The organism is Micromonospora desertarenae, assembly GCF_056150265.1.
Window position 1 is genome coordinate 225107 of record NZ_JAXCFQ010000007.1, and the last position, 26964, is coordinate 252070.

At 67.7% G+C, this 26964-nt stretch carries 23 protein-coding genes and 1 pseudogene; 11 read left to right on the plus strand and 13 right to left on the minus strand.

Annotated features, from left to right (window positions below; genetic code table 11):
• Positions 1–236 precede the first annotated feature (236 nt).
• Positions 237–1256: a hypothetical protein gene (locus tag SM577_RS17285; protein ID WP_187692969.1), complete on the plus strand. Its 1020-nt coding sequence runs from the start codon at positions 237–239 to the stop codon at positions 1254–1256.
• Positions 1257–2973: 1717 nt separating this feature from the next.
• On the opposite strand, the gene SM577_RS17290 is transcribed toward SM577_RS17285, so the two are convergent.
• Entirely contained in the window at positions 2974–3390 is a 417-nt protein-coding gene (locus SM577_RS17290) for a hypothetical protein (RefSeq protein WP_474587363.1), read from the minus strand.
• Between the two features lie 309 nt (positions 3391–3699).
• On the opposite strand from SM577_RS17290, the gene SM577_RS17295 reads away from it, so the two are divergent.
• Positions 3700–4359 carry a hypothetical protein gene (locus tag SM577_RS17295; RefSeq protein ID WP_302920239.1) on the plus strand — a complete coding sequence of 220 codons (660 nt, stop codon included), beginning with the start codon at positions 3700–3702 and terminating at the stop codon, positions 4357–4359.
• Positions 4360–5051: 692 nt separating this feature from the next.
• Here SM577_RS17295 and SM577_RS17300 read toward each other — a convergent pair.
• A pseudogene (locus tag SM577_RS17300) lies at positions 5052–5201 on the minus strand (IS5/IS1182 family transposase); the annotation flags it as partial.
• Between the two features lie 248 nt (positions 5202–5449).
• On the opposite strand from SM577_RS17300, the gene SM577_RS17305 reads away from it, so the two are divergent.
• A complete protein-coding gene (locus SM577_RS17305; protein WP_474587364.1) occupies positions 5450–7138 on the plus strand; it encodes a serine hydrolase in 1689 nt (562 codons plus the stop codon).
• A 250-nt stretch (positions 7139–7388) separates the two neighbouring features.
• Here the strand turns inward: SM577_RS17305 and SM577_RS17310 are convergent, their stop codons facing one another.
• Positions 7389–7736 (minus strand): hypothetical protein, encoded by a 348-nt coding sequence (locus SM577_RS17310; protein ID WP_302920236.1) that lies wholly within the window; start codon positions 7734–7736, stop codon positions 7389–7391.
• 644 nt (positions 7737–8380) lie between these two features.
• Here SM577_RS17310 and SM577_RS17315 point away from each other — a divergent pair.
• The gene (locus SM577_RS17315) at positions 8381–9136 is read left to right on the plus strand and encodes an alpha/beta hydrolase (RefSeq protein ID WP_474587365.1); all 756 of its coding nucleotides are present in this window, start codon (positions 8381–8383) and stop codon (positions 9134–9136) included.
• Positions 9137–9166: 30 nt separating this feature from the next.
• Here the strand turns inward: SM577_RS17315 and SM577_RS17320 are convergent, their stop codons facing one another.
• Positions 9167–10402: a DUF5979 domain-containing protein gene (locus tag SM577_RS17320; RefSeq protein ID WP_474587366.1), complete on the minus strand. Its 1236-nt coding sequence runs from the start codon at positions 10400–10402 to the stop codon at positions 9167–9169.
• Positions 10403–10612: 210 nt separating this feature from the next.
• Complete coding sequence (locus tag SM577_RS17325) at positions 10613–11176, minus strand: TetR/AcrR family transcriptional regulator (RefSeq protein ID WP_302920232.1); 564 nt, start codon at positions 11174–11176, stop codon at positions 10613–10615.
• Positions 11177–11275: 99 nt separating this feature from the next.
• Between SM577_RS17325 and SM577_RS17330 the strand changes: the two genes are divergently transcribed.
• Positions 11276–11632, plus strand: coding sequence for a nuclear transport factor 2 family protein (locus tag SM577_RS17330; protein WP_302920231.1), 357 nt, complete (start codon positions 11276–11278; stop codon positions 11630–11632).
• A gap of 50 nt (positions 11633–11682) precedes the next feature.
• Complete coding sequence (locus tag SM577_RS17335; RefSeq protein WP_302920230.1) at positions 11683–11916, plus strand: hypothetical protein; 234 nt, start codon at positions 11683–11685, stop codon at positions 11914–11916.
• Between the two features lie 373 nt (positions 11917–12289).
• Here SM577_RS17335 and SM577_RS17340 read toward each other — a convergent pair whose 3' ends face one another.
• The gene (locus tag SM577_RS17340) at positions 12290–12892 is read right to left on the minus strand and encodes a TetR/AcrR family transcriptional regulator (protein WP_474587367.1); all 603 of its coding nucleotides are present in this window, start codon (positions 12890–12892) and stop codon (positions 12290–12292) included.
• A gap of 99 nt (positions 12893–12991) precedes the next feature.
• On the opposite strand from SM577_RS17340, the gene SM577_RS17345 reads away from it, so the two are divergent.
• Complete coding sequence (locus SM577_RS17345) at positions 12992–14194, plus strand: MFS transporter (protein WP_474587368.1); 1203 nt, start codon at positions 12992–12994, stop codon at positions 14192–14194.
• A 534-nt stretch (positions 14195–14728) separates the two neighbouring features.
• Here the strand turns inward: SM577_RS17345 and SM577_RS17350 are convergent.
• From SM577_RS17350 to SM577_RS17365, 4 genes are all read right to left on the minus strand, one after another.
• Positions 14729–15835 carry a winged helix DNA-binding domain-containing protein gene (locus SM577_RS17350; RefSeq protein WP_474587369.1) on the minus strand — a complete coding sequence of 369 codons (1107 nt, stop codon included), beginning with the start codon at positions 15833–15835 and terminating at the stop codon, positions 14729–14731.
• 58 nt (positions 15836–15893) lie between these two features.
• Complete coding sequence (locus SM577_RS17355; RefSeq protein ID WP_474587370.1) at positions 15894–16736, minus strand: NAD(P)H-binding protein; 843 nt, start codon at positions 16734–16736, stop codon at positions 15894–15896.
• 519 nt (positions 16737–17255) lie between these two features.
• Positions 17256–17663: an SRPBCC family protein gene (locus SM577_RS17360; protein ID WP_474587371.1), complete on the minus strand. Its 408-nt coding sequence runs from the start codon at positions 17661–17663 to the stop codon at positions 17256–17258.
• Between the two features lie 44 nt (positions 17664–17707).
• A complete protein-coding gene (locus SM577_RS17365; protein WP_474587372.1) occupies positions 17708–18157 on the minus strand; it encodes a VOC family protein in 450 nt (149 codons plus the stop codon).
• A 199-nt stretch (positions 18158–18356) separates the two neighbouring features.
• Here SM577_RS17365 and SM577_RS17370 point away from each other — a divergent pair, with 199 nt between their 5' ends.
• Together SM577_RS17370 and SM577_RS17375 are read left to right on the plus strand one after the other, a co-directional pair.
• Entirely contained in the window at positions 18357–19136 is a 780-nt protein-coding gene (locus SM577_RS17370) for an AraC family transcriptional regulator (protein ID WP_474587373.1), read from the plus strand.
• A gap of 453 nt (positions 19137–19589) precedes the next feature.
• Positions 19590–20384, plus strand: a complete 795-nt coding sequence (locus SM577_RS17375; RefSeq protein ID WP_302920222.1) for an endonuclease/exonuclease/phosphatase family protein — start codon at positions 19590–19592, stop codon at positions 20382–20384.
• A gap of 302 nt (positions 20385–20686) precedes the next feature.
• On the opposite strand, the gene SM577_RS17380 is transcribed toward SM577_RS17375, so the two are convergent.
• From SM577_RS17380 to SM577_RS17390, 3 genes are all read right to left on the minus strand, one after another.
• Entirely contained in the window at positions 20687–21523 is an 837-nt protein-coding gene (locus SM577_RS17380) for a mechanosensitive ion channel family protein (RefSeq protein ID WP_474587374.1), read from the minus strand.
• Positions 21524–22037: 514 nt separating this feature from the next.
• Positions 22038–23060: a cytochrome d ubiquinol oxidase subunit II gene (locus SM577_RS17385; protein WP_474587375.1), complete on the minus strand. Its 1023-nt coding sequence runs from the start codon at positions 23058–23060 to the stop codon at positions 22038–22040.
• Complete coding sequence (locus SM577_RS17390; RefSeq protein ID WP_474587376.1) at positions 23057–24427, minus strand: cytochrome ubiquinol oxidase subunit I; 1371 nt, start codon at positions 24425–24427, stop codon at positions 23057–23059. The genes SM577_RS17385 and SM577_RS17390 overlap by 4 nt, the downstream gene beginning before the upstream one ends.
• A gap of 217 nt (positions 24428–24644) precedes the next feature.
• On the opposite strand from SM577_RS17390, the gene SM577_RS17395 reads away from it, so the two are divergent.
• Both SM577_RS17395 and SM577_RS17400 read left to right on the plus strand, forming a co-directional pair.
• Positions 24645–25844 (plus strand): DUF2254 domain-containing protein, encoded by a 1200-nt coding sequence (locus SM577_RS17395; protein WP_474587377.1) that lies wholly within the window; start codon positions 24645–24647, stop codon positions 25842–25844.
• Positions 25845–26336: 492 nt separating this feature from the next.
• Entirely contained in the window at positions 26337–26762 is a 426-nt protein-coding gene (locus SM577_RS17400; RefSeq protein ID WP_474587378.1) for a PRC-barrel domain-containing protein, read from the plus strand.
• Positions 26763–26964 lie beyond the last annotated feature (202 nt).

Genomic DNA, 26964 nt, shown 5'->3' on the forward strand with positions numbered 1-26964 from the left:
CGCCCGGCCCGCCTTCCAGCAGCACGTTCACCCCTGAACGGTACGCACCCGCTGTCAGGCCGGGATCGTGGTTGCCGTCTCCTGGTGTCGGCGAGGCGGGGCAGCCCGTGTCCGGTCAGCAGTGGGCTACGCGTCGCGCAAGGCCAGGCTCCTGTAACGGCTCGCTTATAGCCGATGCATTGCCTAGGGTTTTCGCGTCGCAGCGCCACGGTTGGCGCTAGAGGAGAGGGTGAGCTTTGAACGCAGTCATAGACCTCGGCAACGGAGACTCCCTGCAGTTGGAGCCGGCCCGACGTGCCCTTCGCCTTTATCCTGGCGTCGGCGGCGCCCAGGTCGAGCTGACGCTGAACATGAGCAAGGTCCACGACCTGACCCCTGGCATCGCCTACCAGGTGAACGCCCGAGTGTACATCGAGGACAACACCAACCGCCAACAGCAGCGAATGCTTTGCGCCCTGCACGCCACAAGCCCGGTCACGCCGATTGTGCGGGCGGGTACTGTGCAGCTCTCCGGCTTCGTCACCGACGAGCAGTTGCGCGTTATTGAGCAGCTCCGCGGCGGCGGGGACCTATGGCTCAACCTGAGACTGACCACGTCATCGGTGGAGTGGCAAGCCGACTCCATCCCCGCGGACCAGTACCAGCCCCCGTCGATTTCAGATGAGGAACTGGAGGGGTTGCGCCAAGACGCCCTCCGCAGGGACGATGCGCTGCGGGCGACGACGAAGTTCCTGACGGAGAAGTTTGGCCCGCTGCCGTCTTCTGCCAAGGTGACGTTCGAGCGTCCGCTGACGAAGCAGCGGACCGGGGACCTGAGGTTCGACATTAACGCCGGCGAGTGGGCGTCGCAGCTCGTGCACGTTCAGGCGGGCGCGTTCGTCGAGCTGCTCGTTCCGCTGGCTAGAGGCGCTGACTACACCGACGCCGTGACGGCGCTGCGCGAGGCACGTGAACTGCTGCGGCAGGGGCGCGTTGAGCCGGCGATTGTTGAGGCGCGCAAGGCCGTGGAACAGGTCCGTGTCGCGTACGGCACGCAGAAGCTCTTTACCGCAGCGGTAAAGAAGCCCCCGCGCCAGCGGACCTTCGATGAGCGGTGGGCGTTCATGGTCGAGGACTTGTTCTCGACGATGAGCGGCGCCGGCCACAAGGACGAGGTTACGAAGGACTTCGAGTACACCCGGGAGGACGGCGAGATGCTGATCGTTGCGACCGCCGGGATGCTCAAGCGGCTGTCCGCCGACAGCACCTCTCCGTAGCCGGGTTCGATCTCGGACCGAAGCGCAAGCCCTCGTAGCCCAACGGTAGGGGCACGGTCGTTGAGGTAGCCGACAGGTGGCGCGTTCTAATTCACCCTGATGAGGGCGCCACGCTGGCGGCCCGGCTGATGCGCGACCGGTGGTGCAGATGCGAGATCGAGCCCTTGCAGGAACTCCGAGCCGGCTGGGAGTTCCACGCCAAGGCGTCGTAGCTCAACTGGTCCGTCGTATGCCCAGTTCACCGTCCACCCGCTCCAGGTGCGCCGTGTCAAGCAGCGCCGCGCGGTAGGCGTACCGCCAGTCGAGGGACCTGTCCCAGTCCGGTGAAGAGCAGCAGGTGCCGGGCGTCGACGTCGATGAGCACCCCGCCTTCGCAGGCCAGGTCGTCGAACCAGAAGTCGTCGCGGTAGTCGTCGAGCTGGGCGAGCCAGCAAAGCGTGATATCAGGCCGACAGCGACGTGATAATCGAGCCCGTAGCCGGCGCCACCGCCTTGCGCGTACCGCTCGCACCGTCCGTCCCGAACGACCACGTAGTTCACCCCGGCTGCCCATGGCCGCTGACATTAGAACCCAGCATCCCTCCGAGGCATGGTGGGCTGATTGGCGAGCCGCCGAACTCGTAGAGACCGCCCGGTTGTCTTTGACGTCTCACCCGCATTGCCGCCTGGTAGCGACTGATTCGGAGCGACGTCCCGTAGACCCTCCCGGCATACCCCGACCGACACATTTGGGCCCGGTGATCGGCCAACGAAGAACTTAAGAGGGCGATCGCATGCCCGAGCGACACGGACAGCCGTTCACGCTCCGTGCTAAGCTATTCTTAGTCGCATGAGCACCCAATTTGTACATGGGTGCTACCCGCGAGTGTCCGAATCCCCCCTCGGACACCAACCAGAGTAGGAAAAAGAACGGCCGCTGAGCTGGGCAAGCCCAGCAAGGCGGCCTTCGTTGTTCCCGGGGTGTTCCTCAAGCCGGGCACGCCTCGGGCACATGGCTCCCGTGGAGATCGTCAGCGCCGGATCCAGGTCGCTCGTTGACCTTGACCGACCTCGACGTTTACGGTCCCACCGTCGCGCATATAGGTGCGACCGGCGGCGGGCCTCCCGGCACGGCCACGGCCGCCTATTGACGTCAGAGGAACAGCGAGTGGCGAGCATCGAGAAGAGGCCGTCGCAGGACGGCAAGACGGTCCGGTGACGGGTCCGGTGGCGCGAAGGCGGACCGGCGAGTGGGGCCGGGTCCAGTTCGCGCGGAACGGCGACGCGAAGCGCATCAAGGCCCTCGTCGAGGCCCGCGGCAACCACATGGGGTCCACCGCGTCAAGAGCCTGCTCAAACACCTCAGCCGGCCCCCGGCCTGTTCTCATGATCTCCTCTAGTGCCGACTCGGCAGCTGCCATGTCCTGAACGAAGGCCGCGTCGGCATCGGCCAGAGCCCTGGCCGTGGCGAAGAGCAACGCATGCACGTCAACCACGGTGGTCCGTCGGTCGAATAACCGGTCGAACGCATCGAGGAGAGCCTCAAGAAGAGGCAGGTCATCCGCCGGATCCATGCTTAATGATCCTATCGAGCCGCCAGAAGCAGGGGTTTGCAGCGTGCCTGTTCGGCCAGGACAGGAGGGGCGATCCGAGGCTACGAGAGACCGCCGGACCAAGCCGCCAACGTGCTGGCCGGCCCGGGTGCCCCGGCGGTGCCGCCTACTCACCGGGCCGTCCATCAGTTCGGTAGCGCTCGGGCCGCCAGGTTCAGTAGTTCTCGCGCCCCGGCCCGGACGGCTTGCTCGGGGGCAGCGAGTAGCTGTCGCAACGTCGTCCGGTATCTGACCCGGCCCTCCGAGGTGGCACACGACAGCTCATACAGGTACTCGCTCAGACAGCCGTAGAGGTGATCGGAGGTCTCGGGGTCAGCCAGCACCCAGGCGGCAGCGAATATGCGTAGCGCTGCCACATCACCGCGCAGCAGCGCCCGAGCGGTTGCATCGGTCACCGCGGTGTTATCGGGGTCGAGCAGCAGCCGACGCAGTTCCCCGTCTACCTCTGCGGTCCCGGCGAACGCACTCAGCTCGCGACCAGCGTTCATGCGATCCGACCAGACATCGGATCGGGACAGCAGTAGAAGTTCCTCCACACCCACCGAGGGATCATGCCGTGCGCATGACCTCGGGTGGAAGCTTCGCAGCCCTCCTCGGACGACGAAGGCCGTGACGCCCAGCAAGGCGCACATCCCGCGTCCGTTCCAGATCTTCACCGCGCCGTACGGCGGTGGCAGACTCTCGTGCAGTGCAGTGCAGTGGGGTCGCGGCCGGGCCGTTGACGGATCGCTTCGAGCCGATGATGAGCGGGCGATCCGCATCTGGTGGCAGGAGGTCGGCGCCGATACACCCGATGAGCCGGACTCGGCTCGTGTCCGGTTGACGAAGGAGCCCGTGCGATCATCGGGGCCGTGAGCGACTGGGAGCAGTTCCTTGACGAGGTGTCATGGTTCCTCCGCCCTGGAGAAAGCGCCGCGGTGGGCGAGGCCCGACCCTGGGCCCGCGGCTCGATCGATGGTCTGCCTGAGCTGTCCGCGTTGCTCGCCTCGGCCACGGTCACGCCTGTGTCCGTCGGAGGCACCGACTTCGAGTTGCTGGCATGGGGATCATCCGGCCATCGGCGGGGATGGCTCTGCCAGCCACCCCGAGAGCAGGAGGGCGATTACGTCGCGCGGACCCACATGAGCTTCTGGAAGGCCTGCGGTGGGATCGTCGAACGGTTTAGCGAGCCGACCACCTGGTGGACCAATCAGGACGAGGTGCTCACGGTCGGGGCAGCGCACGTACGGATCGCGGACGCACTCAACGACTATGCGTGGCTCTGGGAAGATACCGGCCTGGAGTTGCCTATCGACCCAGATGAGTACTACGCAGTTGCGGTAGAGGCCAACGGAAATCTGACGCTGGCGCATCGCAACGACGGCCACCTACTGCTATTCGCGCCGGACCATGATTTCGCCGGTGTCACACCAGTGGTGGGCTTCCCACCGTACTCACTGCTCACGATCGATGGTGTGCCCGACCTCGCGACCTGGATGGAAGCGTGTGCTGCGGTTTGGCGGTATCAGTAGGCTGACAGCGCGCCGTCTGCCGCGATGAGGGACGCTTGTCACCGCCGTTAGCGATCCCAGCCCTTGCCAAGGTGACCCTGTAAAGCATCAGGTGGAACGCGCCCTGGCAACCATCAGGCGGGACACGACAGCAGCTCACCGGATGCTCACCACGAGGGCCTTCGGCGTTCCGTAGCCTGCGACCGTTGCCCGTGCCATTGGCATGCCATTAGCCTCCGCTGGGAGGTGGGCGACCTGGCAGCGAAGCTGACCCAAGACGAGGCGATCGCCGCGTCGAGCGGATCATTAGTATCGACTACGCGGACGACGCCGAGTTGGGCGGTTGGCTGGACCAGCTTGAGCGAGACCTTGTCTGCCCGAACGGCTATGTCTCCGGCCTGATCTTCTGGAAAGACCCCGAGTTGACGGCTGCTGAGGTGGTTGACCGAGCCTTGGCGTATCAGCCGATCCAGATGCGGTCCGTGCCATGGACGCCGCCGCCAAGCACATAGCGTCCACCTTCCCCCCCCCCGCTCCTTGCCGGTCTTCCTTGTCCTTGGGCTTGCCCTTGCCCGCTGAACTCTTCGACTTCCCCCGTTCATTCCAAACGTCATGGCGGCCAGCTCGACCGCCCGCAAACCGTCGTCAGCGTACCGAACATCCGCTTCGGCATCCTGCCTCTCCGCGTCCCGCTCGCCACCACTGAGCCATTTTCATCCTGTGTAGTGGTTCGCTTCGACGTGGTGTAGGACGAGGACGGCCCGCACGATCGCGGTGGCGCGGCGCGGGCAGCAGCGCAGCTTGACCAGGATCTTCCAGGTCTTGCTCGTGGCGATGGCGCGTTCGCCACGAGCACGGATGATGGGGCCGCAGGTCAACGCACTGACCTCGCACGACTGGCGGTCGGTCCAGGGATGACGTGACAGCCCCCCGCGGACGGGCCGCCCCTGGACGGCACCGGCCGCGCCGGGCCGGGCCGAGCGGGCACGCACGCCGCCTCCCTCCCGCGGCGGGTCGTCGCACATCCCCCGGTGGCCGCCACCGGGACCGTCCAATCTCGAATACTTCAGTAGAGTTTCCCCGGCTAGATCAATTGGACGGGGAGACTTCGTTGCGGACAGTCAGCAGGAGAACGTTCGGAAAGCTCGTCGGCGCGGCCGGCGCCGCCGGTGCCGCCGGTGCCGGTGCCGGCACACTGCTCGCCACGCCGGCGTACGCGGCGGACGGATGGGTCGCCACCGGCACCGCGGTGGCGGCGCTGAGCAGCTTCGACGACACCATGAAGTCGTTCATGCACGCACGCGGGGTCAGCGCCGGGCAGCTCGCGGTGGCGTACAACGGCCGGCTCGTGCTGGCCCGGGGCTACGGCAACAACTCGGCGGAGACGATCCAGCCGACGTCGCTGTTCCGCATCGCGAGCCTCAGCAAGTCGCTCACCGCGGCGGCGGTGCTCCGGCTGGTGCAGGACGGCCTGATCGGCCTCGACGATCCGGTGACCTCGGTGCTGGACTTCATCCCGCCGACCGGCCAGTCCGTCGACCCGAGGCTGCCGCAGGTGACCCTGCGGCGGCTGCTGCAGCACCTCGGCGGCTGGGACCGGGACCTCGCCTTCGACCCCCTGCACGGCCGCGACCACGTCATCGCGCAGGCGCTGGGCGTGCCGCTGGAGCTGCGCAAGGAGGACGTCCTGCGCTACATGTCCGGCCAGCCGCTGCAACACGACCCCGGCAGCACGGTGGCGTACAGCAACTACGGCTACTTCCTCGCCGGCCGGGTCGTCGAGAAGGTCACCGGCATGTCCTACGAGGCGTACGTCAAGCAGAAGCTCCTCGCGCCGCTGGGCATCACCCGGATGGCGCACGGGAAGGCCCTGACGCGGCTCACCGGCGAGGTCGGCTACCGGTCGCAGTACACCGGGCGCACTGTCCTGGACGACTCGGGCGCTATCGTGCCGGCCCCGTACGGCACCTTCAGCATGAGCCTGCGCGACGCCAACGGCGGGTGGGTCGCCTCGGCGGTCGACATGGTCCGCTGGGCCACCATGCTCGACGGCGCCGGTGGCGTGCTCGACGGCGCCTCGCTGGCGAAGGTCACCGCGGTGCCGTCGACCGGCGTGAACGGCAACGGCTGGTACTACGGCCTCGGCTGGGCCGTGCGCCCCTTCGCCACCAGCGGCGGGACCAAGTACAACGTCTGGCACACCGGCAGCCTGGCCGGCACCTACACCCTGCTGGTCAAGAGCTACCAGGGCATGAGCTGGGCGGCGCTGTTCAACCAGCGCGACGACCCCTCCGGCCTCAGCTACGGCGACATCGACAGCGCGCTGTGGGCCGCCTCCCGTCAGGTGACCAGCTGGCCGACGCACAACCTCTGGTCGACGTACTTCAGCCCGTGGAGTGCGGTGGTGGACAACACCACGGCCGGCCGCTTCACCGCCAGCACCAACTGGACCGTCGCGTCCAGCCTCGCCGGCCGGTACGGCACCAACTACCGCCGGGCCGCCCCGGTCGCCGCCAGCGACGTCGCCTGGTACAAGGTGAACATCCCCGAGACCGGCACCTACCGGGTCGACGTCTGGTACCCGGCGTCGACCGGCAACAGCGCCGCCACCCCGTACATCGTGGCCACCTCGACGGGCAACAAGACCGTACACGTCGACCAGCGGAGCAACGGCGGGAAGTGGCGCTCCCTGGGCACCTTCACCCTCGTCAAGGGCGACGGCAACAAGGTCGGTGTGAGCCGGTGGACCTCGGGCACCGGCTACGTGGTCGCGGACGCCGTACGGGTCACCCGGGTCTGAGCACCGCCGCCGGGCGGACCGGCGTGGCCCGCGGTGGGCCGGCCGACGGGCGCGGGCGGCAGCTCTTCGTACTGCCGCCCGCGTCTCGCGTGGGTCCGCCTGAGGGCGGGCCCACGCCGCTGGGCGACTAGACGGCACGTTCCGAGGTCATCCGAAGCCAGGGAACCCCCACTCGAACCACGCCGGAAAGTTGTGCCCGACGACCGACCTAGCGCCGAGCCGGCTCGACCCAGCCAGCCGGGATCTTCTTCTAATCCCCAGGCCGCTGCCGGTCCCGGCGAATGAGCAACACAAACACCGCAGCGCTGGCCAATGATATCGCCGCCATAATAAGCCCGCTCGAGCGCTTCTCTGGCCGACCGGCGAGGATGGCTACCGCGAAAACACCGGTAATGATCGAAATGGCTGCTGACGATCCCCGGTTAACCAGATGATGATGTCGACGATCGGACTCAATCATCGCCGCGCGCTCAGCCTCGCTTCGGTCGGCCAACCCTGGTCCGAAGCGTGACGGGTGACCCATCAGAAAGAGAACCCCAAGCCCTGCGACGATAACGACGGCCACGAGGACTGACTTCAACACCGTCGTGAGTTCCATCGTTGGCAAACGTACTAGAGATCGAAGCCAGGAGGAACAACACAGGGAGCTGGCCCCGTAAGCCGCAAGCGGTTGCAACTCGCAAGCGGCTGCCGCCTGATGTCAGTCTAGGCCCCAACGTGCCGCTCAGTGACAACGAGGAGCCGGGCTTAACCTGCTTGCGTGCCCGTTGGTGTGGGCGACGGCGGTCAACAGGGTCAACCTCTGAAGGCGGCAGCCAGTGTGGCGGCGCAGGTCAGGCCAGCTCATGGCCGAGCAGTCGGCCGGTGTACCGCAGCCTTCCTCGCCGGTTGCGCCGCCTGAGCAGCACGGTGTTCGGGTCGCGGATGCTGTCGGTCACGTCACCGATGATCGCCTCCGTGGTGATCCGGGTCCTGGCACCCGGGCCCAGCTCACCCTCACTCCGCAGACCGTGGACATGCGGCAGGCGGCGGACTGGCTGACGCACTGGACCGTCGCCACCGGCATCGAAGGCGTGGTCAGCAAACGGTGGACCGGCCAGTACGAGCCTGGCCGGTGCGGCTGGTGGACGTACGGCGAGCAGCTGTTCGAGCCGGCCGCACCGCTGCGGCAGCTCGCGGTTCAGGAACACCTAGACGCCCGGGGTCGGGACCACGACAGTGGCCTCGGCACGGTGACCATCGTTGCCGTGGGAGAACACGATCACCGGCACAGAACTCGCAAGCCACGGCTACGTCGTGGTCACGGTGGATCATACCTACGACGCGTTCAGCGAGTTCCCCGACGGCCGGCTCACCGTCCCCGTCGACGGCATGTCCTTCACGCCATGGGACTCCTCCGACGACATGCGGTTCGTCCTCGACCGAGTCGAGGAGCTCGCCGCCGGTCGCAACCCCGATGCCCAGCGCCGTCCGCTGCCGGCCGGCCTGGGTGCCGCGCTCGACCTGCGTCGCATCGGCATGTTCGGTTGGTCGAAGGGCGCCACGGCGACCGCTCTCGTCATGAACACCGACCGGCGCGTCCGGTGCGGGCTCAGTTTCGACGGGCCGATGGAATCGGCGCCGCCGGTCACCGACCTCGACCGGCCGTTCATGCTGATGACCGCAGATTTCACCCGGACCGCCGAGCCGAGCGTCGCCCAGTTCTGGTCGAGCCTGCGCGGATGGCGCCTCAACGTGCATGCCGAGGGCGCGGCTCACGGGGCGTACTGCGACCGCCAGTGGCTGATCCCGCAACTGGCGAGGTTCGTCGGGATGAGCGACGAGGACCTCGCCGGCTGGGTCGGCACCTTGAGCCCGGCCCGGCGATTCGGATACAGCAGGCGTACCCGCTCGCGTTCTTCGACCTGCACCTTCGCCACCAGCGGCAGCCCCTGCTCGAAGGCCCGAGCCCGGCCTACCCGGAGGTGCGGATCATCGCTTGAAACGCATCGATCCTGACGCCGGGCCCGCGTCAACCCGTGCGGCTGGTCACCGTGCTTCGATCCGGCACCTGCCCCGCAGCGAGCGCGCGAGGAGCAGCATCGCCGACCCGGAGGCGATGAAGATGCCGGCGAGGGCGACGACCTGGCCGGTGGGGGCGCCGGTCACCGGCAGCCCCGGTTCGCTCGGCGGCGTGTTGGTCACGGTGACGGTCACCGTCTGCTGGCTCTCGACGGTGAACAGCGGCGGACTCGACGTGGACGGAGCGCCGTCGACGGAGTACGAGACGGTCCAACCGGCCGGGACGATCTCCTCGACGCGGCAGAGCGACTCGGCCGTGACGGTGACGGCATCGGCCGGTCCACCCGTGGCGGGCAGCGACACCGTCTGGCTGGACGGCGTGTCGCATTCGACCCGGGCGGTGAAGCTCGCTGGCGGCGAGGTGGGCGCACCAGTGATCCGTTTGACGAGCTGAACGGTGCCCGTCTGCACAGCGACCCGGGAGAAGTCGTTGGTTATCGTGCCGCTGACGGTCGTCCCTGGTGCGATTTCCACTGTGGAAGGTGAGCCGGTCACCACCGTTCCGGCGGGGAGCGGCTGTTCCAGCTCGACGACGGTGCACCTGTCACCGGCTACCAGGTCGGGAATGACGACGGACCCGCCGCCGCTTTCGAAGGTGACGTCGGCGATGCCGGTCTGCGGGCAGTTCACTCTGACGGTGTAACTGTCGGGAAGCGGTTGCGCCGAGCGGCCCAGTGGGGGAATCACCAGTTTTCTGACCAGCAGCGACCCGGACGGCAGGGGTCCGGTGTGGTAGCAGACGAACCAATGGCTGATGTCAGGAATGTTGCCGCCCTCGGTCCGCGGGGAGATGTAGCGCTGCGGCGGCGGCAGGGTCGGTGGCAGGACGGCCGGGTCTCGGTAGACGTTGTACCCGTTGCTGCCCTTCACGACCACGGCGTCGACGACCACGCCGCCGGTGACGCCCGCCGGGGTGATCGCGACATTCAGCGCCTGCCCCTGAGGTAACGACTCGACGGTTCCGGCCACGAAATCGTCGGCGGAGTCGCTGTCGTCCGGTGCGCCCATCTGGAGGGCGTCGGCCTCGCCGACCTGGGCACAGGTGGTCGCGTTGCCCTCGTGAAACTCGGCGCGCGGGTCAGAGGGAAAGGCCCGCAGCTGCGCGTACCCGGGGGACGCGGCGAGCGTGGTGGCCCCGACCACCACGGCGGAAACCACACTGGCCTGGATACATACCCGTATCCGGCGTTGCCGCAGGTTCATTGTCGATTCCATTCCCTCGGTTCAGGTTCGTCAGTGACTGCCGATCCTGTACAGCGCCCGCAGTCGATTCCTAGCCACCGCGCGCGTGCTCTCTCCAGATCAGACACCCCATTCGTGACACCAGGAGGTTACGAGTCCGGAGAGAGCCTCCGATGCGGAATCGGAAATCCGGTCGCGGGAAGTGCCGCCGCGCCGGGTGACGTTGGAGTACTAACGCGTCGAGTACGCGTTGAGGAGCAGGTTCAACTCCCGACGGAGCTCGGCTTTCGCCGTAGGGTCGCGCGCGAGCAACAGACCCGCCTCGCAGAGCGCCCCGACCAGCAGGTGGGTACGGGCCTCGATATTGCCCCCGCTCGCGCGCTCCAAGCCGCGGCGCAGCAGGGCGACGAGGTAGTCGTCCTCGATGCGGCGGACCTCCTGCCAGCCGAGGACCGCCGGTCCGTCCAGCAGGATGATCTGCCGCACGGCCGGGTCGAGACAGGCGTCGAGAAACGCGGCGCAGCCGGCCCGGATGGCCTGCCAGGGGTCGGCCGTCCCGCCGGCGGCGGCAGCCAACCGCTCCACGAGCCGCTGCTCCTCGCGTACGAAGACCGCCCGGAACAGCCCGATCTTCCCGTCGAAGTGGTGGTACACCGCTCCCTTGGTGACCCCGGCGGCGCGTGCGACGTCATCGATGGAGGTGGCCGAGTAGCCGTCGCGGCCGAACAGCCCGGCCGCCGTCTCCACCAGCCCCGAGGTCGTGGCCTCCGTCCGCTCCGCCTGCGTACGCCGCATCCCTGCTCCCTCCACTTGACATCACATACTACGGGTACGTAATTTCCAAACCGCAAGTACGTACCCTGAGTACGTATCTTTCTAGCTGAGGAGATGGCGATGCCTGACTTCGTCGAGCGGTGGGCGGCGGCCTGGGGTGACCCCACGCCGGAAAAGATCCGTACCCTGAGCGATCCGGACATCGTGCTGACCTGGCCGGGTCTGGCGGAGCCGATTCGCGGGGCCGACGCCTGGGCGAGCCGGGTCGCCGGAACCCTCCAGCGCTTCCCCGACCTGCGGCTCGAGGTGACGGACCACGCCCAGCGCGACGACCTGCTGTTCATCAGCTGGCGGGCCCGGGCGACCGTCGCCGGTGTCGCCATCGAGTGGCAGGGCATCGACCGGATGCGGATGCGCGACGGCGTCGTGACGGAGTCCCTGGTCGCGTTCGACACCGCGCCGCTTCGAGCCGGCTAGTCGCAACGCCGCGCGGTCCTTGCCAAGCTGGGGCGGCACGACGAGGGGACGTGCGGTCGAAGGACGCAGCGGTGGGGTGGTCGAAGACGTTCGTCGACATCTTCATCGACGCCGGGTTCGACGTGGAGGTCGACGTCCGCCGGGCGTACGAGGGGCCGAAGGGGTCTGATGTACGTGGGGAGCCGGCTGTGGTGGCCGGCTCCCCTGACTCCTTGGTCAGCAAGTACATCAGCAACATCTTCAGCAAGCCCGGGATGCCGCCATCGGACGAGGACAACCTCTGACTGCTCGCGTACCTGTGTCCTCCGCGCAGCATCTTTCAAACCGGTGAACGGCGGCATGCGGCACGCTTGAGCGGTGGACGTGGGGACCGTACGGGTCGAGGGCTACCACGAAGTGCTGGCGCTTCATCGGATGCTCGCCGCGGCATGTCAACGCGCGAACGGGGGACAACGGCGCCGCGAGTTCGGCCCGCCGTGTGGGGGTTCGGCGGGTGGGTGCGGCCGGCCGCCCGCCTTCGATCTGAGTCTGCCGGCAGCGCCACGCGGTCGAGTGCGGCATCAACCGCCTCAAGCGCCACCACGGGCTGGCCACCCGATACGAAAGCTGGCTGTCCGCTACGAAGCCACCATCCACGTCACCGTGATCCACGAGTGGCTACCCGCACCTCGAGACACTGCCCAGAGACTGGACCGCGACGTCGATCGCAGTGGCAAGTCGTGCCCGGTCGTGGCCCGCGCGCTCTCGTACCCGCAGTCCGAGTACCGTGGTGAACAGCAGTTCCACGGCGGCGTCGATGTCGAGGTCGGCGGGTAGTTCGCCGCTGCGACGGCCCTCCTGCAACAGCGTCCGCAGTGCATGCCGAGTGACCTCGAAGGCGGCCTCGGTTCGCTGGCTGACCTGGGCGTCGGTGGCGCCGAGCTCGGTTGCTGTGTTGACCACGAAGCAGCCTCGACCGGACTCGCTTGCCTGCGGGCGGGAGACCAGCCACAGCATCCATTCTCGCAGTACCTGGCGGACCGAACCCCCTGCGGCGTCCAACCGCTGCTCGGCCTCGGCGGACTCGGTCGCCCGATAGTGGTCGAGCGCGCGCAGGAACAACGTGTGCTTATCGGTGAACGTGCGATAGAGGCTGCTGGGAGTGAGTTCGAGTTCGGCGCCCAGATCACGCACGGAGGTGGCGTTGTAACCGCGGCGCCAGAACAAGTCGGTCGCCCTGGTGACCGCGTCCTGCTCGTCGAACTGTCTGGGGCGTGGCATGCCCGTCACCCTACCAAGCTTGTGGAGCGACCGCTCCCATACTAGGGTCCCTTCTGGCATACGGGAGCGATCGCTCCCGTATAGGTCGAGGAGGTATCGGTGACGACGACAGAACGAACCGCTGACCGGGCGACCGAGCAGCAGGCGCCACGGAGGAGTCGCTGGCTGGCAGTCACTGCGGTGGCTCTGGGAACATTCCTGTTGGTGACCGCCGAGCAACTGCCGATCGGACTACTGACCTCCGTCGGATCGGCCATGTCGGTCTCCGAAGGGACGGCCGGGTTGATGGTGACCGTGCCCAGCCTGGTCGCCGCGGTCGCGGCACCGCTGGTGCCGGTACTCGTCGGCGGGATGGACCGGCGACTGCTGCTGCTGGGCCTGATGGGGCTGATGACCGTCGCGAACGTGGCCTCGGCCCTGGCGCCTGACTTTGCCGTGCTGGTGTCCTCTCGGGTGCTCGTCGGGGTGGCGATCGGAGGCTTCTGGGCCGTTGCCAGCGGCTTGGCCGTCCGACTCGTGGCTCCCGCGTCTGTACCACGGGCCACCGCGGTCATCTTCGGCGGTGTCGGAGCCGCGAACGTGTTCGGCGTTCCCCTCGGCACGCTGCTCGGCGACTTCTCCGGCTGGCGTTTCGCCTTCGCGACGCTGAGCGCCCTGGCCTTCGTCGCGCTGCTCGCTCGGCTGGCAGTGCTGCCACCGTTGGCCGCGTCCCAGCCCGTCAGCCCGCGGCTGTTGGCCGAGCAATTCCGCAACCCGGGTGTCCGCGTCGGCATCCTCGCGACATTCCTCATCGTCACCGGCCACTTCTCGGCGTACACCTTCGTGAGCCCGGCACTGCAGCAGCTGTCGGGGATCGACGAACGACTCGTCGGTCCGCTGTTGTTCGGGTTCGGTACGGCCGGCATGGTCGGCAACTTCATCGCTGGCGCCGCGTTGGCGCGCAACCCGCACCGGACCGTGCTGGCCATCGCCGTCGCACTGACTGCCGCGATGCCCCTCTACCTGGTACTGGGCGGGGGACCAGTCGGCGGCGCGGCACTGTTGATCGTCTGGGGCCTGGCCTTCGGCGGAGTGTCGGTCGGCCTGCAAACTTGGATGATCAAGACCGCGCCTCAATCCGTGGAAGCGGCCTCCGCCCTGTGGGTGGCGGTGTTCAACCTGTCGATCGGGCTCGGGGCGCTCACCGGCGGCGTCATCGTCGACTCGCTCACCCTCCAGGCAGTCCTGTGGCTCGGCGGCGCCTGTGCTCTGGCAGCCGCACTGGCGGTCTGGAGCGCCCGCACCAACAAAGACCTGCTATGACCAGGCGTCCGCAGCGGCTCCGGGACTTGCTGCGAGAGCGGATCGCGGTCGTCACGGCCGTCGTGCGAGCCTGTCAGTGGTGCTAGGTCCTTGTTGAGGCTGGTCCGAGTCATTCGATGGTGGCGCTGTGCACCGTGGTGTGGTGCCGCACGACGAGCTTGTTCCGGCACGTGGCCGCTTGGTGTTGCGTTCCAGCTGATTGACGCCCCATTCAGTGGCCGGGCACTGCCCGTATGCGGGGTCGAAGGTCGGCGGCCGGCCGCCCTTCCACCCCGCTGCGTGGGCCGTCGGCTTGGCCGGTCTTGGTGGGAATGGCCACGGCGATACCCCGGCGGGCCAGGTGCTGTCTGCCTGGTTCGCGGGCCGCGCGGCGATCGGCTGACCGGTCAGCGTCGCCACAGCCCGGGCGCTGTCATTGAGGGGGCCACACCTACCAATGGCGCCTCGTCCATCCCGACTTCGGCGATGGGCAAAGGTCAACGGCACCCCGGGTCCTCGACGCACATCCGCAGGCGCTCAAGGGGGTGGCCACCGTCAGGTCCCGACCGTAAACCGGTGCCAGCGGATGTCGTGGCGATCCTCAGGCGCAGCGAACGCGAGTAACCGGACACCCTCGATCTGAACCTCGTCGCGCTCGGTCGCGTTGAGGGGCCGGAACGGCTCTATCTCCAGATTCGCTGCCCCCGTCTCACGATGAAGCTTCCACACGCCCGCCACCTTCCCGTCCATCAGGAAGGTGGCGCGCATCCCGTTGCGCAAGGTGACTCGTTTGCGGGCCTCCTCGGAGATCACGCGGGTGCGATCGGCGTGAGAGGCCAGTAGGTTGTCGTATTCGGGCAGGAAGCGAGCCGGCGCGTGGGCGTCGGCGCCCGGGCGTGGCCCGTCCGGGAGGTCGAACAATTCCACGCCGCGCTCGTCGCGGAAGACCGCGAGCCGGGGCCGCAGCCTCTCGAGGATGGGACGCAGGCGGGTTCGACCGGCCCAGGTCTGTACATCCTTGACCGACGCCGGGCCGAACGCGGCAAGGTAGCGCAGCACGACCCGTTCACAGTCGGCGACCGGGGCGGGCTCGGCTCCGGTCCAGCCGGCCGCCGTCGCGTACCGGGTGGTGCCGCCGATGCCCCAGACGGCGCGTGGCGGCACTTGTACCAGGGGTACCAGGTTACGCACGACGGCGGCGAGTGCGCCGGGTTCGCGATCCGGCCACCGCTCCCGCAGCGCCACGCCGAGCTGTGTCGGAGTGAGGTGCTGTGCGTCGAGTAGGGCCTGGCCTGCCTCCGCTACGGCCGCGCGGTGCAGGCCGGTCAGCGCCCTTTTGAACGCGCTGTCCAGTTCCCGGTCGAGCGCGGGCTGCGCCCAGGGCCGCAGCGCGCGGTAGTCAGCGATGGTGACCAGGTGGATAGTGCTGCGCATCAGCGCGATCCTTACCAGGCGGCGTCCGGTCAACGCCTTCACCAGGTCGGTGGTGCGGAAGTCGCGCAGTCTGGTCCAGAGCCCGAAATAGGGCGCGTACGGTGCCTGCGCCTGCATGCCGACCAGTTGGGTGACCGCGCCCTCGGTGGTCACGTCAGCCCGTTTGAGCAGCATCTGACGGGCCAGCAGGGCTCGCCCCAACTCCCTCTGGCTCAACACGCGTGCCACCGTGCGTCCCCTCTCCATCCCGCGGCAGGGGCGGCGAACGCCGCCCCTGCCGGATCGATCAGCCAGCGAAGTCGGCCCGGTGGTCCGCGGCCCACTGCGCGTAGGTACGCGCGGGATGCCCGGTGATCTGTTCGATGATGTTGTTGACCGGCGCTGGTTTGCCGACCGCCTCCGCCATGAGGCCAAACAGTGCCGCCAGGAACTCGCGGTCCATGAACTGGCTCATCTGCTCCAGCACTGGTTCCGGGGCGAGGTCTTCGACGCTGAGCGGGCGCCCGAGCGACTCGCCGAGGATGTGGACCTGCTGTGCCTGGGTCAGCGACTCGGGGCCGGTCAGGTCGTAGGCTCGTCCTTCGTGCCCGCCGCCGATCAGGATCCGCGCGGCCACCTCCGCGACGTCGCGTTCGTGCACGGCGCTGAACGCCGCCTTGGTATAGGGCGCGCGGATCACGTCGCCGCCCGTGAGCTGCATCCCGAACGTCAGCGAGTTGATGGCGGGGAAGAGCAGCCGCAGGAACGTCCACTCCATGCCGGATCCCTCGATGGCCCGTTCGACGTCTCGGTGGTACTGCGCGATCACGTTGGGTTGCCGCTCGGCACCAGGGATGATGGCTCCGGAGGAGAGAAACACCAGCCGCCGTACGCCGGCCGCGTTCGCGGCCGCCAGCAGCGGGGCGACGTCCATGCCGTACTGCAGGACCAGAAAGGCGGCCTCGACGCCGGTCAGCGCTCCCCGTAGCGTCTCCGGCTTGGTCAGGTCGCCACGGACGACGTCGACGCCGTCCGGAAGCGCTGCGCGCTCCGGAGCGCGGGTCAGTGCCCGAACCGGCGCGTCGGCGCCGAGCAGTTCCTCTACTACCTGGCGTCCGAAGTGGGCAGTGGCCCCTGTGACGAAATACATGAGGGATCCTTCCGTCGGAAATGTGCGGTGGCGCAGGATTGGGCTTGCGGAGGAAGCCGCGCACCTTGGTCGATGACCGCCGGGATGGCGTCGAAAAGCAGATCGGGATGGTGGCGCACCGCGAAGTGCCACCCCGGTTGTGAGGGCGCCACGCGAGCTAGACAGGCCGAGGGCTGTGGGTTCCCCGGCACGCTGGCGGCCGGGGTTGCTCGTCGCTCGCGGTAGCTGTCCTGCGGGGCCGCGCCGCTGTGGGTAACCACTCGGCGGACCTCAGCTCGCCGCGCTCCTGATCGGGTCGGCCGGTCAGCCTTATCAGGCGCGGGTCCTGCCGGCCTCGTCTGACAGCGACAGGTGCGTGAATTCACCCTTCCCGTCCCAGTCCATGCCTGTTGGCTCGACTCGACGAGTCGAGCCAACAGGCTCCGCTGCGGGTGACGGGTCGCATGGTTGGACGGGTGGACCGTCGAGGGGTCCGGTGTATGTGTTGGCCGACCTGAGAAGGGTTCCCGCTGGGGTGCGTCAGGTCGTCTCGGGTTCCAGCGTCTGTTTGATGGCCTCCATCCCGTGGATCATGGCCGTTTCGATGGGTTTGGCGAGATCGTGGGGTAGGACGTCGTGAATCCAGATCAGTCGGCAGCTGTGCTCGTCATCGGCGACGACCTGCATAGAGGCGTTGTCATGGGTCGGACTCAGGGTGCCGCCGACGACCGAGTAGACGATCCGGCGAGCGCCGTGGTCCAGGGACACGAGCCGTTCCCGGGCCACGGCGCCATCGGCGAACGTGACGACCCGGCAGTCTCCGTCGAGGCGAGTGTCGACGACGTAACCGGACGCCATGCGGGTGGGACCGGCTTCGAAGTCACCGATCACCTTCCAGACATCGTCAGCGCTGGCTCTGATCGAGATTTCCTTGCTGAGTGACGCCATCTCTCCTACTCCTATGGAACGTGGTGCGGCAGACGACCCGGGACTCAGTCGCCGGCAGCCAGGCAGAACAGGTGCCCCTCGGGGTCGGCGAGCACGACCCACTCGTCGCCGCCGGGTTGAAACGCGGGCTTGGTCGCGCCGAGGGCGAGCAGTTCCTTGACGGCGTGTTCGACATCGGCAACCTTGAAGTCGAGGTGAGCGTGCTTCGCCGGGTCGGGCCAACTCGGCGGCTGGTAGCCCTCGACGCGCTGGAATCCGAGCTGAACGGGGCCGCCGAGGTAGACGCAATCGGCATCGCTGTACGTGATCTCCCAACCCGTGACCGTACGGTAGAACTCGGCGAGCGGGCCAGGTGCGCCGCAGTCGATGACGACGGTGGTGAGTTGCGCAAGTGCGGGCATATCGATAACTCCTTCGAGGCGCAGAACCACCCACAGCCTTGTCCAGGCGGCACCCAACGTCTTGAAGATCCTTGCAAACGTCCGGGTCGACACCCACAATCTCGCCGGCGGCCTCAAAGCCCGCCACATAGGGTGCCTGCGGGCCTCCGCCATCAGTCCATGCGTCTGCATGGCGTCAGCTAAGTTGACCCCGGCGGGGCGCCCGCGCGGATCAGATACTCGCTGGGCCCCGGGGTGGGGCGGCGATGATGGTCGTGAGAGTCAGATCCGACCCGCGTCTATCCTGGCTGTTATGCGGAGCAGCGTTGCCCTCGCCCGCCACCCCGACTTCCGGATCGACGCCGTGTTCTGCCGGGACGACCACACCGACTGGTCCGCACCGGAACCCTGCCCTTCATACGGCTTGGTGTTGACACGTCGCGGCGGCTTTCGGCTACGTGGGCGGGGCGGCGAGGAGTTCGTCGACCCGACGGTGGCCTACCTGACGGTACCTGGCGAGGAACAACGCTTTGCCCACCCAGCCGGGGGCGACGAGTGCACCTCCCTACATCTGTCGTCGCAGCTGTGGTGGGAACTTTTCGACGGGCGGGCGGCGCCAGCCGTGGTCCACCTCGACGCCCGGATCGACCTGGCGCACCGCCTGCTGCTGCGCGCCGTAACCCGTCCCGACCCGGACTTCGCCATCGCCGAGCGACTCGTTCGGCTCGTCGGCGCAGCGGCAACGCCCGCCAACGGCGTGTCCGAGCGAGACCGGTCGCTGGTAGAGGCTGCCCGGGCGGCGGTGCACGACGACGCTCCCGAAGCCGCCGGTCTGCTGCCGTTGGCCCGCTCACTCGGGGTGTCGCCATACCGGTTGAGTCGGTCTTTCCATGCGCTGGTCGGGGTTCCGCTGACCCGCTACCGGAACCGACTGCGGGTCGGCCGGGCACTGGACCTGCTAACCGCAGGCGCGGAGCCGGCGCGGGTGGCGATCGACGTGGGTTTCGCCGACCAGGCGCACCTGACTCGGACGGTCCGCGCGCATGTCGGTCACACCCCAGGTCAATTGCGCCGGTTGCTGCGTGATGGCTGATACCGCCCGGCGCTCGGCTCGATCGCCCCGGTCAACACCGAGTTAATCAGATAAGGGGTCGTACAGCTCTCGATGGCGATGGTCTGCACGAAGGGTCGGATCTCCTTGTTTCCGATGTCGCACGCCATGACCACCGTGCCCTGCCGGCCCTATCAGCACCACCAGCGCCTTTCGCCTGCTCGTGAGCCGGTAAGGCGAGGGCCACCGCGGCCCTCACCCCGCAGGGACACGCCGAACACCATCCGTCAGGGGCGCCAGGAATAGTGATGCTCCCTGGCCGCGCACGCTCATATCGAGATCCGCGCCTCAGCCCTGGCGTTAAGGAAGAGCGACCGCCTACGTCGCGCAGCCGACCCCGCCCAACCCGCTACTGCCCCCGCGATCTATGGTCGAGTCGCTCCCTGGCAGACCGATGAGTGCGAGAGATCAACCTGGGACGGCGGGTGCATCGCTGTGCGGATCGTGAGTGTGAACGCCTGGGGCGGCGCGCTGTTCGACGAACTTCTCGCGTGGCTGCCCTGCGCCGGGGCCGACATCGCCTGCCTGCAGGAGGTAACTCGGACGCCAGGGCTGACCGGATGGACGCGCTTCGAGGACGGGCAACGCACGCTGCCCCAGCGTGCTGATCTCTTCGATGACGTCCGCAGAGCGTTGCCGCGCCACCAGGCCACCTTTGTGGCCAGCGACTCCGGCCCGGTGCATGACAGCACCGGAGCCCGCCATCGGCAAGATTTCGGTCTGGCGACCTTGGTGGGGGAGCACCTGCCCATCATCGGTGTCGACTCGGCCTTCGTGCATGGGCAATTCGTCGACCATATTGAGTGGACGGTCGGTAATCGGCCTCGTATCGCGCTCGCCGTGCGTACGGTTGATCGTGCTGTCGGCCGGTCTGTGTGGGTCGTCCAGGTGCACGGGCTGCGCGATCCGATCGGCAAGACTGATACCCCGGCACGGCGTCGCCAGGCCGAGCGGCTCGCGGAGCTCGTCCGCCGGACACGCGAGCCTCACGATCTGGTGATCGTCTGCGGAGACTTCAACCTACTGCCCGAGAGCGAGACATTCAGCGTGCTGGCCGAGGTCGGCCTCACCGACCTGGTAGGCATGGCGGACACACGGACCTCGCACTACCGCAAGCCAGTACGACACGCGAGCTACATGCTCGTCTCCGATACCACCGCCGTCAAGCGGTTCGAAATCATGGCCGAGCCGGAAGTCTCGGACCATCGTGCACTGATCCTCGACATCTGACCCGGCTCCCCGGCAGCACTGAATCCCGAACCGGCAACCAACGCTCTCACAGTCGTGAACCAATAAGCGAGGCTCAGCCACGCGGGTACAACAGGGCTGCACCCCAGGGCGTTCTCCGCATGCCCGGCCACTATGTTGGCGCGCCTTTCGGTAATTCTGATCGTGCTGAAACTGCGGCGCGGATCTGCAAGGTTGGCTGGAACCGCTCGACGAAGTGCGCCTCGAGTAGCCGAGCGAGGGGTGCGGAGGCATAGGTTGTCCGTGTGCCGGGTGTGCGACGGCCAGCATCCCAGCGTGGGCCATCAGGGCTTGTAGTCCTGGCGGGTGCGAGGGAGCCACTGTGGGTGGACGGTGCGAAGATACTTGATGAGGCCTTCGCGCAGGTCGCAGCTAAGATCCCATGCGCTGGCACCGTCGCCGCTCGAGGCGAGTACGCGTATCGCCATGCCTTGGGGCGTGGTGTCCACCAGTTGCAGGACCCATTCAGTGCGGTCCCACAGCGGCGATAGCTCGATGAGCCGGTGGGCTTCGGCGCGCAGGTCGTCGAGGTCGGCCGTGAAATCGAGGAAGATCTGGGTCTCGGCGAGGACCCGGGAGGCATGACGTGTCCAGTTCTGGAAGGGCTTCTCGGTGAAGTAGCTCGTGGGCAGGATGAGGCGACGTTCATCCCACATCCGCAGGACGACGTTGGTGAGCTTCACCTCCTCGACCCGGCCCCATTCTCCGTCGATGACGATGACGTCGTCGACGTGCATGCCGTCGGCGAAGGCTATCTGAACGCCGGCGAAGGCATTGGCCAGTGAGGCGCGGGCGGCTAGGCCGAGAATGACGCCGATGACGCTGGCGGAGGTGACCAGGGTGACGCCGACGGCGCGGAGCCGGTCGAAGGTCATAGCGGCGAACGCCACCGCGAGGATGATGGCTGCGGCAGAGGTGAGCCGGCGGATGAGCCGGAGTTGAGTTCTCGCGCGGCGTGTTCGGCGGCTGTTGCGCGTCTCGCCAGGGACACGCGAAAAAGTGGCTTCCTCCACGACCCGCAGCACACGCACGGCTACCCACGCAGTGGTGCCGTACAGGGTGATCAGCAGAAGGTGCCGCCCCCCTCGCAACCAGACGAATGTCTCGGCGGGGAGCGCCACGAACAAGGCTGCCGCCGTCAATAGGGCTGCCCCGGGCAGGCGGACGGACTCGTACAGCGGACCCAGTATCCAGCCGTAGCTGGTGCGCCCGGCCCGACGCAGGACGGTCCGGGCGATGACAGCGACGGCAAGCGTAGCGCCGAGCGCACCTGCGAGAACGAGGATCGCGCGTGTGTCGGCGGTGAGTCACCGAAGGGTGGGAGGCTCACTGCTTCGGACGCTCCTTGCTGGTTGTTTGGAACCGGTCGTGGTGCGTCACCGCGACTCGGCGTGCCGCCCTGCCAAGCGCCGGCCGTGGCGCTCCCGTAGAAACCGACATACACGTGGTCCGTAGCCGGCGTGTCATGGGTCGAGGGGACGCTGATGCCGGCCCACGGGCCATTGCCTCCCGCGCGACATGCCCTACGCTCGGGGCTCACCGTCAGTCGCTCAAAATGGTGCTATGTACTGAAGAGGAAGGCAGCCCTCGGGCAGGGAAACGGCGCCTCTACGCGGGTGCTTCATCCGGGCTGCCTCAGCCGCGCGGCGACGTTTTCCCGGCCGCCGGCTTGGTCCGCTGGAAGATCCCGAACAGCCAGAGCAGGGAGGGTACGAGCAGCAGCGCTCCGACGACGAGGACGGCAAGCACCGCGGCAAGCACGGTAGGATCACCGGCCGCCTCCGCGACGGTGAGATTGGGCGGCAGTAGGACCGGGTACTGGGCGGCGCCCCAGGCCCAGAGCACGGCTGCGACGGCGATTGCCGCGGTCACCCGTACCAACCGGTAGCGGCCCGTGGCGATCAACACCAGAGAGACGATCCCAGCGACGAACGAGAGCACGACCAGCACGAGCGCCCGACCCCGCAGATCGGCGAAGAGGTCCGGCGCGTCGGCGGCCACGACGGCTAGACCGGCCGCCGCCCCGGTGCCGACCAGCACACCGGTGACCAGGGCGCGGCGCCGGAACTGAACTACCAGGTCGGCGTCGCCGGCGCGCCGGGCGTCGTGGATCAGGTACACCGCGGCGAGGTAAGCGCAGACACCAATCGCGAGCAGACCCGCGTAGCCAGAGGTGGGATTGAGCCAACTGCGCCAGATGTCACCCTCGGCGATGCCGGGCGGCACACGGCCGGAGGCAACCGCCCCGACGATGGAGCCCAGAAAGAATGGGGTGGCCACCGAGGAGAGCGCGAAGGTGGCACCGTAGAGACGCTGCTCGGCCAGGGTGTGGCTGGCCTTGCGGAACGCAAACGCCGCCCCACGGCCGATGATGCCGAGCGCGGCCAGGGTCAGCGGTATGTACAGGGTGGAGGCGAACGCTGCGAAGGCGGGCGGGAAAGTGGTCCAGAACAGCGTGATCACCAGAATCAGCCAGACGTGGTTGGCCTCCCACACCGGTCCAATCGAGTGCGCGATCAGCTCCCGACGGGCCGCACCACGCCGCGCGCCACCGGCGAGAAGGTCCCAGATCCCGGCCCCGAAGTCCGCGCCGGCGAGCAGGGTGTAAAGCGTCAGCCCGGCCAGCAGCACCCCGAGCAGGACGTCAGCGACGGTCATCGGTGGGTGTCCACCGGCTCAGGGGTGCCCTCCTGCGGGGCGACCGGCTCATCGCGGTGCCGGGCCATCCGCCACAGTACCGCGACGGTGGCGACGGTGAGCACGGCGTACACGGTGGCCACGAGCGCGAGACCGGTGGCGAGCCCCGGGGCCGGATTGACCGCCTCGGCGGTGCGCAACACCCCGTACACGATCCATGGTTGCCGACCGACCTCGGTGACGACCCAGCCGGCCTCGACCGCGACGGCGGCGGCGATCCCGGCCACAGCGGCGGCACGCAGGAACCAGGGCGAGCGAGGCGGGCCACGGCGCCGCCACCACGCGAGCGCCCACCAGGCGGAGAGCGCCACCAGCCCGAACCCGATGGCCACCATCAACTGGAACGCCCACTTCACCACAGTCACCGGTGGCTCCTGGTCGTCGGGCACTTGGTCCAGGCCCATCACGACCGCGTCCGGATCCCACTTGGCCAGCAAGGACAGGGCGTTGGGGACCTCGACGGCATACCGCAGTTCGCCATCGACGTATACGCCGCCGAGGGAGAGCGGCGCGCCGGCCTGGGTGCGGGTCAGCCCCTCCATCGCGGCGAGTTTGGTGGGCTGGTACTCGCCGACGAAGTGAGCGGCCCAGTCGCCGACCACCACCTGTACCGGGGAAAGTACCGCAGCGACCGTGAAAGGGATGGCGAAGCCGAGCCGGTGGTAGCGGTCCCGGCGACCACGCAACAGGGCCACCGCGTAGACGCTGGCGATGCCGAAGCCGGTCACCATGAACGCCGCCACGATCATGTGCACGGTCTGAGGCGGCGTTGCCGGGTTGAACATCGCCTCCCAGGGGCGGACGTCGGTGACCTCGCCGGAAACCAGGTCGAAACCGCGAGGCTGATTCATCCAGGCGTTGGCCGACACCACAAAAAACGCCGACGCTACGCCCGCGACACAGACCGGGAGGCCAGACAGCAGGTGCGCCCGGGGCGGTACCCGGTCCCAGGCGTACAGGTAGATCCCGACGAAGATCGCCTCAATAAAGAACGCGATGCCCTCCATCGCGAACGGCAGGCCGATCACGTCACCGAAGCGGCCCATCAGACCGGGCCAGAGCAGCCCCATCTCGAACGACAAAATCGTCCCGGATACCGCGCCGACCGCGAACAGTACCCCCATCACCTTGGCCCACCGGTGCGCCAGGCGGGTGAAGGTGGGGTCGCCGGTGCGCAGCCCGCGCCACTCGGCGAAGACCGTCACAGCCGGCATGCCGACGCCGAACGAGGCGATCACGATGTGCCACCCGAGGGACAGCGCCATCTGCACCCGCGCCGCCATCAGGTCGCCCGGGGCGGCCTCCTGGGCGAGCAAATCAACCAGCATCGAGGCACCTACTTCCGTCGCGTGTCAGCCTCACGGTCGTCTAACGGCCCGACCGTTGGCCGGCAACGCGAATGCGGCGATCCAGATTGATCCGGGCCTCTCGCGAGTAGTCGACCAACTCCGACAGCTCTTAAGCGTCGACGGCGGTCAACACGACACCTGCCAGGGGCGGTGGTGACACGCGTGTGCCGCGGGCCGACGTGGGCATCCCCAACGGGTGACTCGACGACCCCGTACCCGTAACACCCGTGCCAAGACCGTCCGCAGCAGCTTCTGGCTCCTGCCCTCGCTGTTCGCCACAGGGTCAGTGGTCCTGGCCGTAGGTCTGTCCGCGCTAGAACTTCACCTGATGGTGCCGGTCGGTGACATCCTGCCGAGCGGTCCTGCCGGCGCCCGGTCACTGTTGTCCTCGATCATCACGGCGATGATCTCGTTCACAGCGCTGGTGTTTTCGATCACCGTGGTTGCTCTGCAGTTGGCCAGCAGCCAGTACTCACCGCGGGTCCTGCGCACCTTCCTACAGGATCGCGTCATCCAGATCGCATTGGGCACGTTCGTCGCGACATTCCTGTTCGCGATGGTGGTCCTGGCTGCGCTGCCGGACAGCTCGGCGCAGCGACTGCCGGAGTTGTCCCTCGCCGTCGCGATGGCTTTGGTCCTGATAAGCAGCGCCATATTTATCGTTTACCTGCACCACATCACCACGATCATGCGGGTGTCACACATCATCGCAGCGATCGGGGCCCAGACCCGCCGATCCATCGACCGATACCTCGCACCCAAGGAACCCACGCCCCCTGCCGCCGACGACCTGGGAACAGTGCGGCAGGTCATCACCTGCCCGGACGCAGGTGTGGTCACCGACGTCGACCTGGCGCTGCTCGCCCACGTCGCCGGACAGCGTAATTGCATCCTCGTCGTGGTCCCGGCCCCCGGCGACTTCGTCGTGTCCGGAGGCCCTCTGGTCGCCGTGCATGACAACCCCGTCGGGCACGCGCGGCGGGCTGGCTTCGATGACGTCGCCGCAGCGATCACTCTCGGGCCAGAACGGACCCCGGGCCAGGACATCGGTTTCGGATTCCGGCAGCTCGCCGATATCGCCGAACGGGCCCTGTCGCCGGCAGTCAACGACATCACCACTGCCGTTCGGTCCTTGCAGGAATCGCACGACCTGCTCCGGCGTCTTCTCCACTGCGCCGACACGCCCCGTACACACCGGGACGAAGCCGGTCAGGTGCGTGCGGTCGTGCGGCGGCAAAGCTTCGACAGCTTCCTCGCCGTGGTCATCGACGACCTGCGTGCCGCCGTGGACGCCCCGCCCCGCGTGCGACATCTGATGGCCGCGATCCTCGACGATCTCGCTGCTGTCACCCCCGCCCACCACCGCGACGCCATCGACCGCCGTCGTAGGGCTTGAACATCTCTACGGATGCCCGCTGTCCTTGCCCCTCCAACAGATAACCGGTGCCGGGTGCTCTGCGAGACGTCGAGTTGCGTGCACCGGTAGCGAGCGGATGGCCGTTTTCGAGCCGCCTTGGTCTGGAGTAGCAGCTACTCTCCCACCTATAGGTCTCACTCACGGTCAGATCCTTCGGGGGTGGCGCTCAGCCGCAGCGCGTAGGGGGAAGGGAGAGGGGCCAGGGGAGGGTGACCACGTCCTTGCCGCGCACGCTGAGCCGGCCGTCACCGGCCTGGTCGTCACGCCCCTGGGGTGCATCCTGGGCACGTGGCGCGGCACCGGCGCTGGCCGCCGGCGTCTTACGACGTTTGCGCCTGCCGCTTGGCGCCGTCAGGGGAAGCCCCGTTAGCGGCGCTCCGCCGGCGCCCCGGATTACCGGAAATGACCATGATCGGCCCAAACAGTCATCCAGCGACCGCACTGTGTGACTCCGGGAGAAGGCGCCACAGGATGATGATGGACAGCGGCAGTCGTACCCCGCTCCTCAAGCTCAGCGACGTCAACCAGACGATCGCCGACCCGGCCGAGGACGTTCGCAACCGGACGGTAATTGACGCCGACGGCAACGAGCTCGGCACCATCGATGATCTGCTGGTCGACAGTCAGGAGCATCGCGTACGGCTGCTCCGCGTCAGGCACGGCGGCATCCTAGGGATCGGCTCAACCGCCACGTTCATTCCGGTGGAGGCGGTCAGCCGCATCTCCGAACAGACCGTTTGCGTCGACCTGTCTCGCGACAAGGTGGCGCAGGCGCCAGTCTACGACCCGCAGGTTGTCGACGACATGGCGTACTACGAAGACTTGTACGGCTACTACGGCTACCTGCCGTTCTGGAGTCCGGTGTACCCAGTCGTTCCGCCTCGACGGATTCGATAGGTTCGACAGCGCCGCCCTCAAGCGGTCTCGGGCCGGATCGAGCAAGCACCGGGGCGATCAGCATGCACCACTCATCTCGACTCGCGAGATGTCGCTGACCACGTCGGGACTACCTCTCCGGCAGACGGTGGTCGCACTCGTCGACATCGTTGATCGTCCCCCTCTCGCACTGCGTCATCGTTGCTCGGGCCGCCTACCGTCG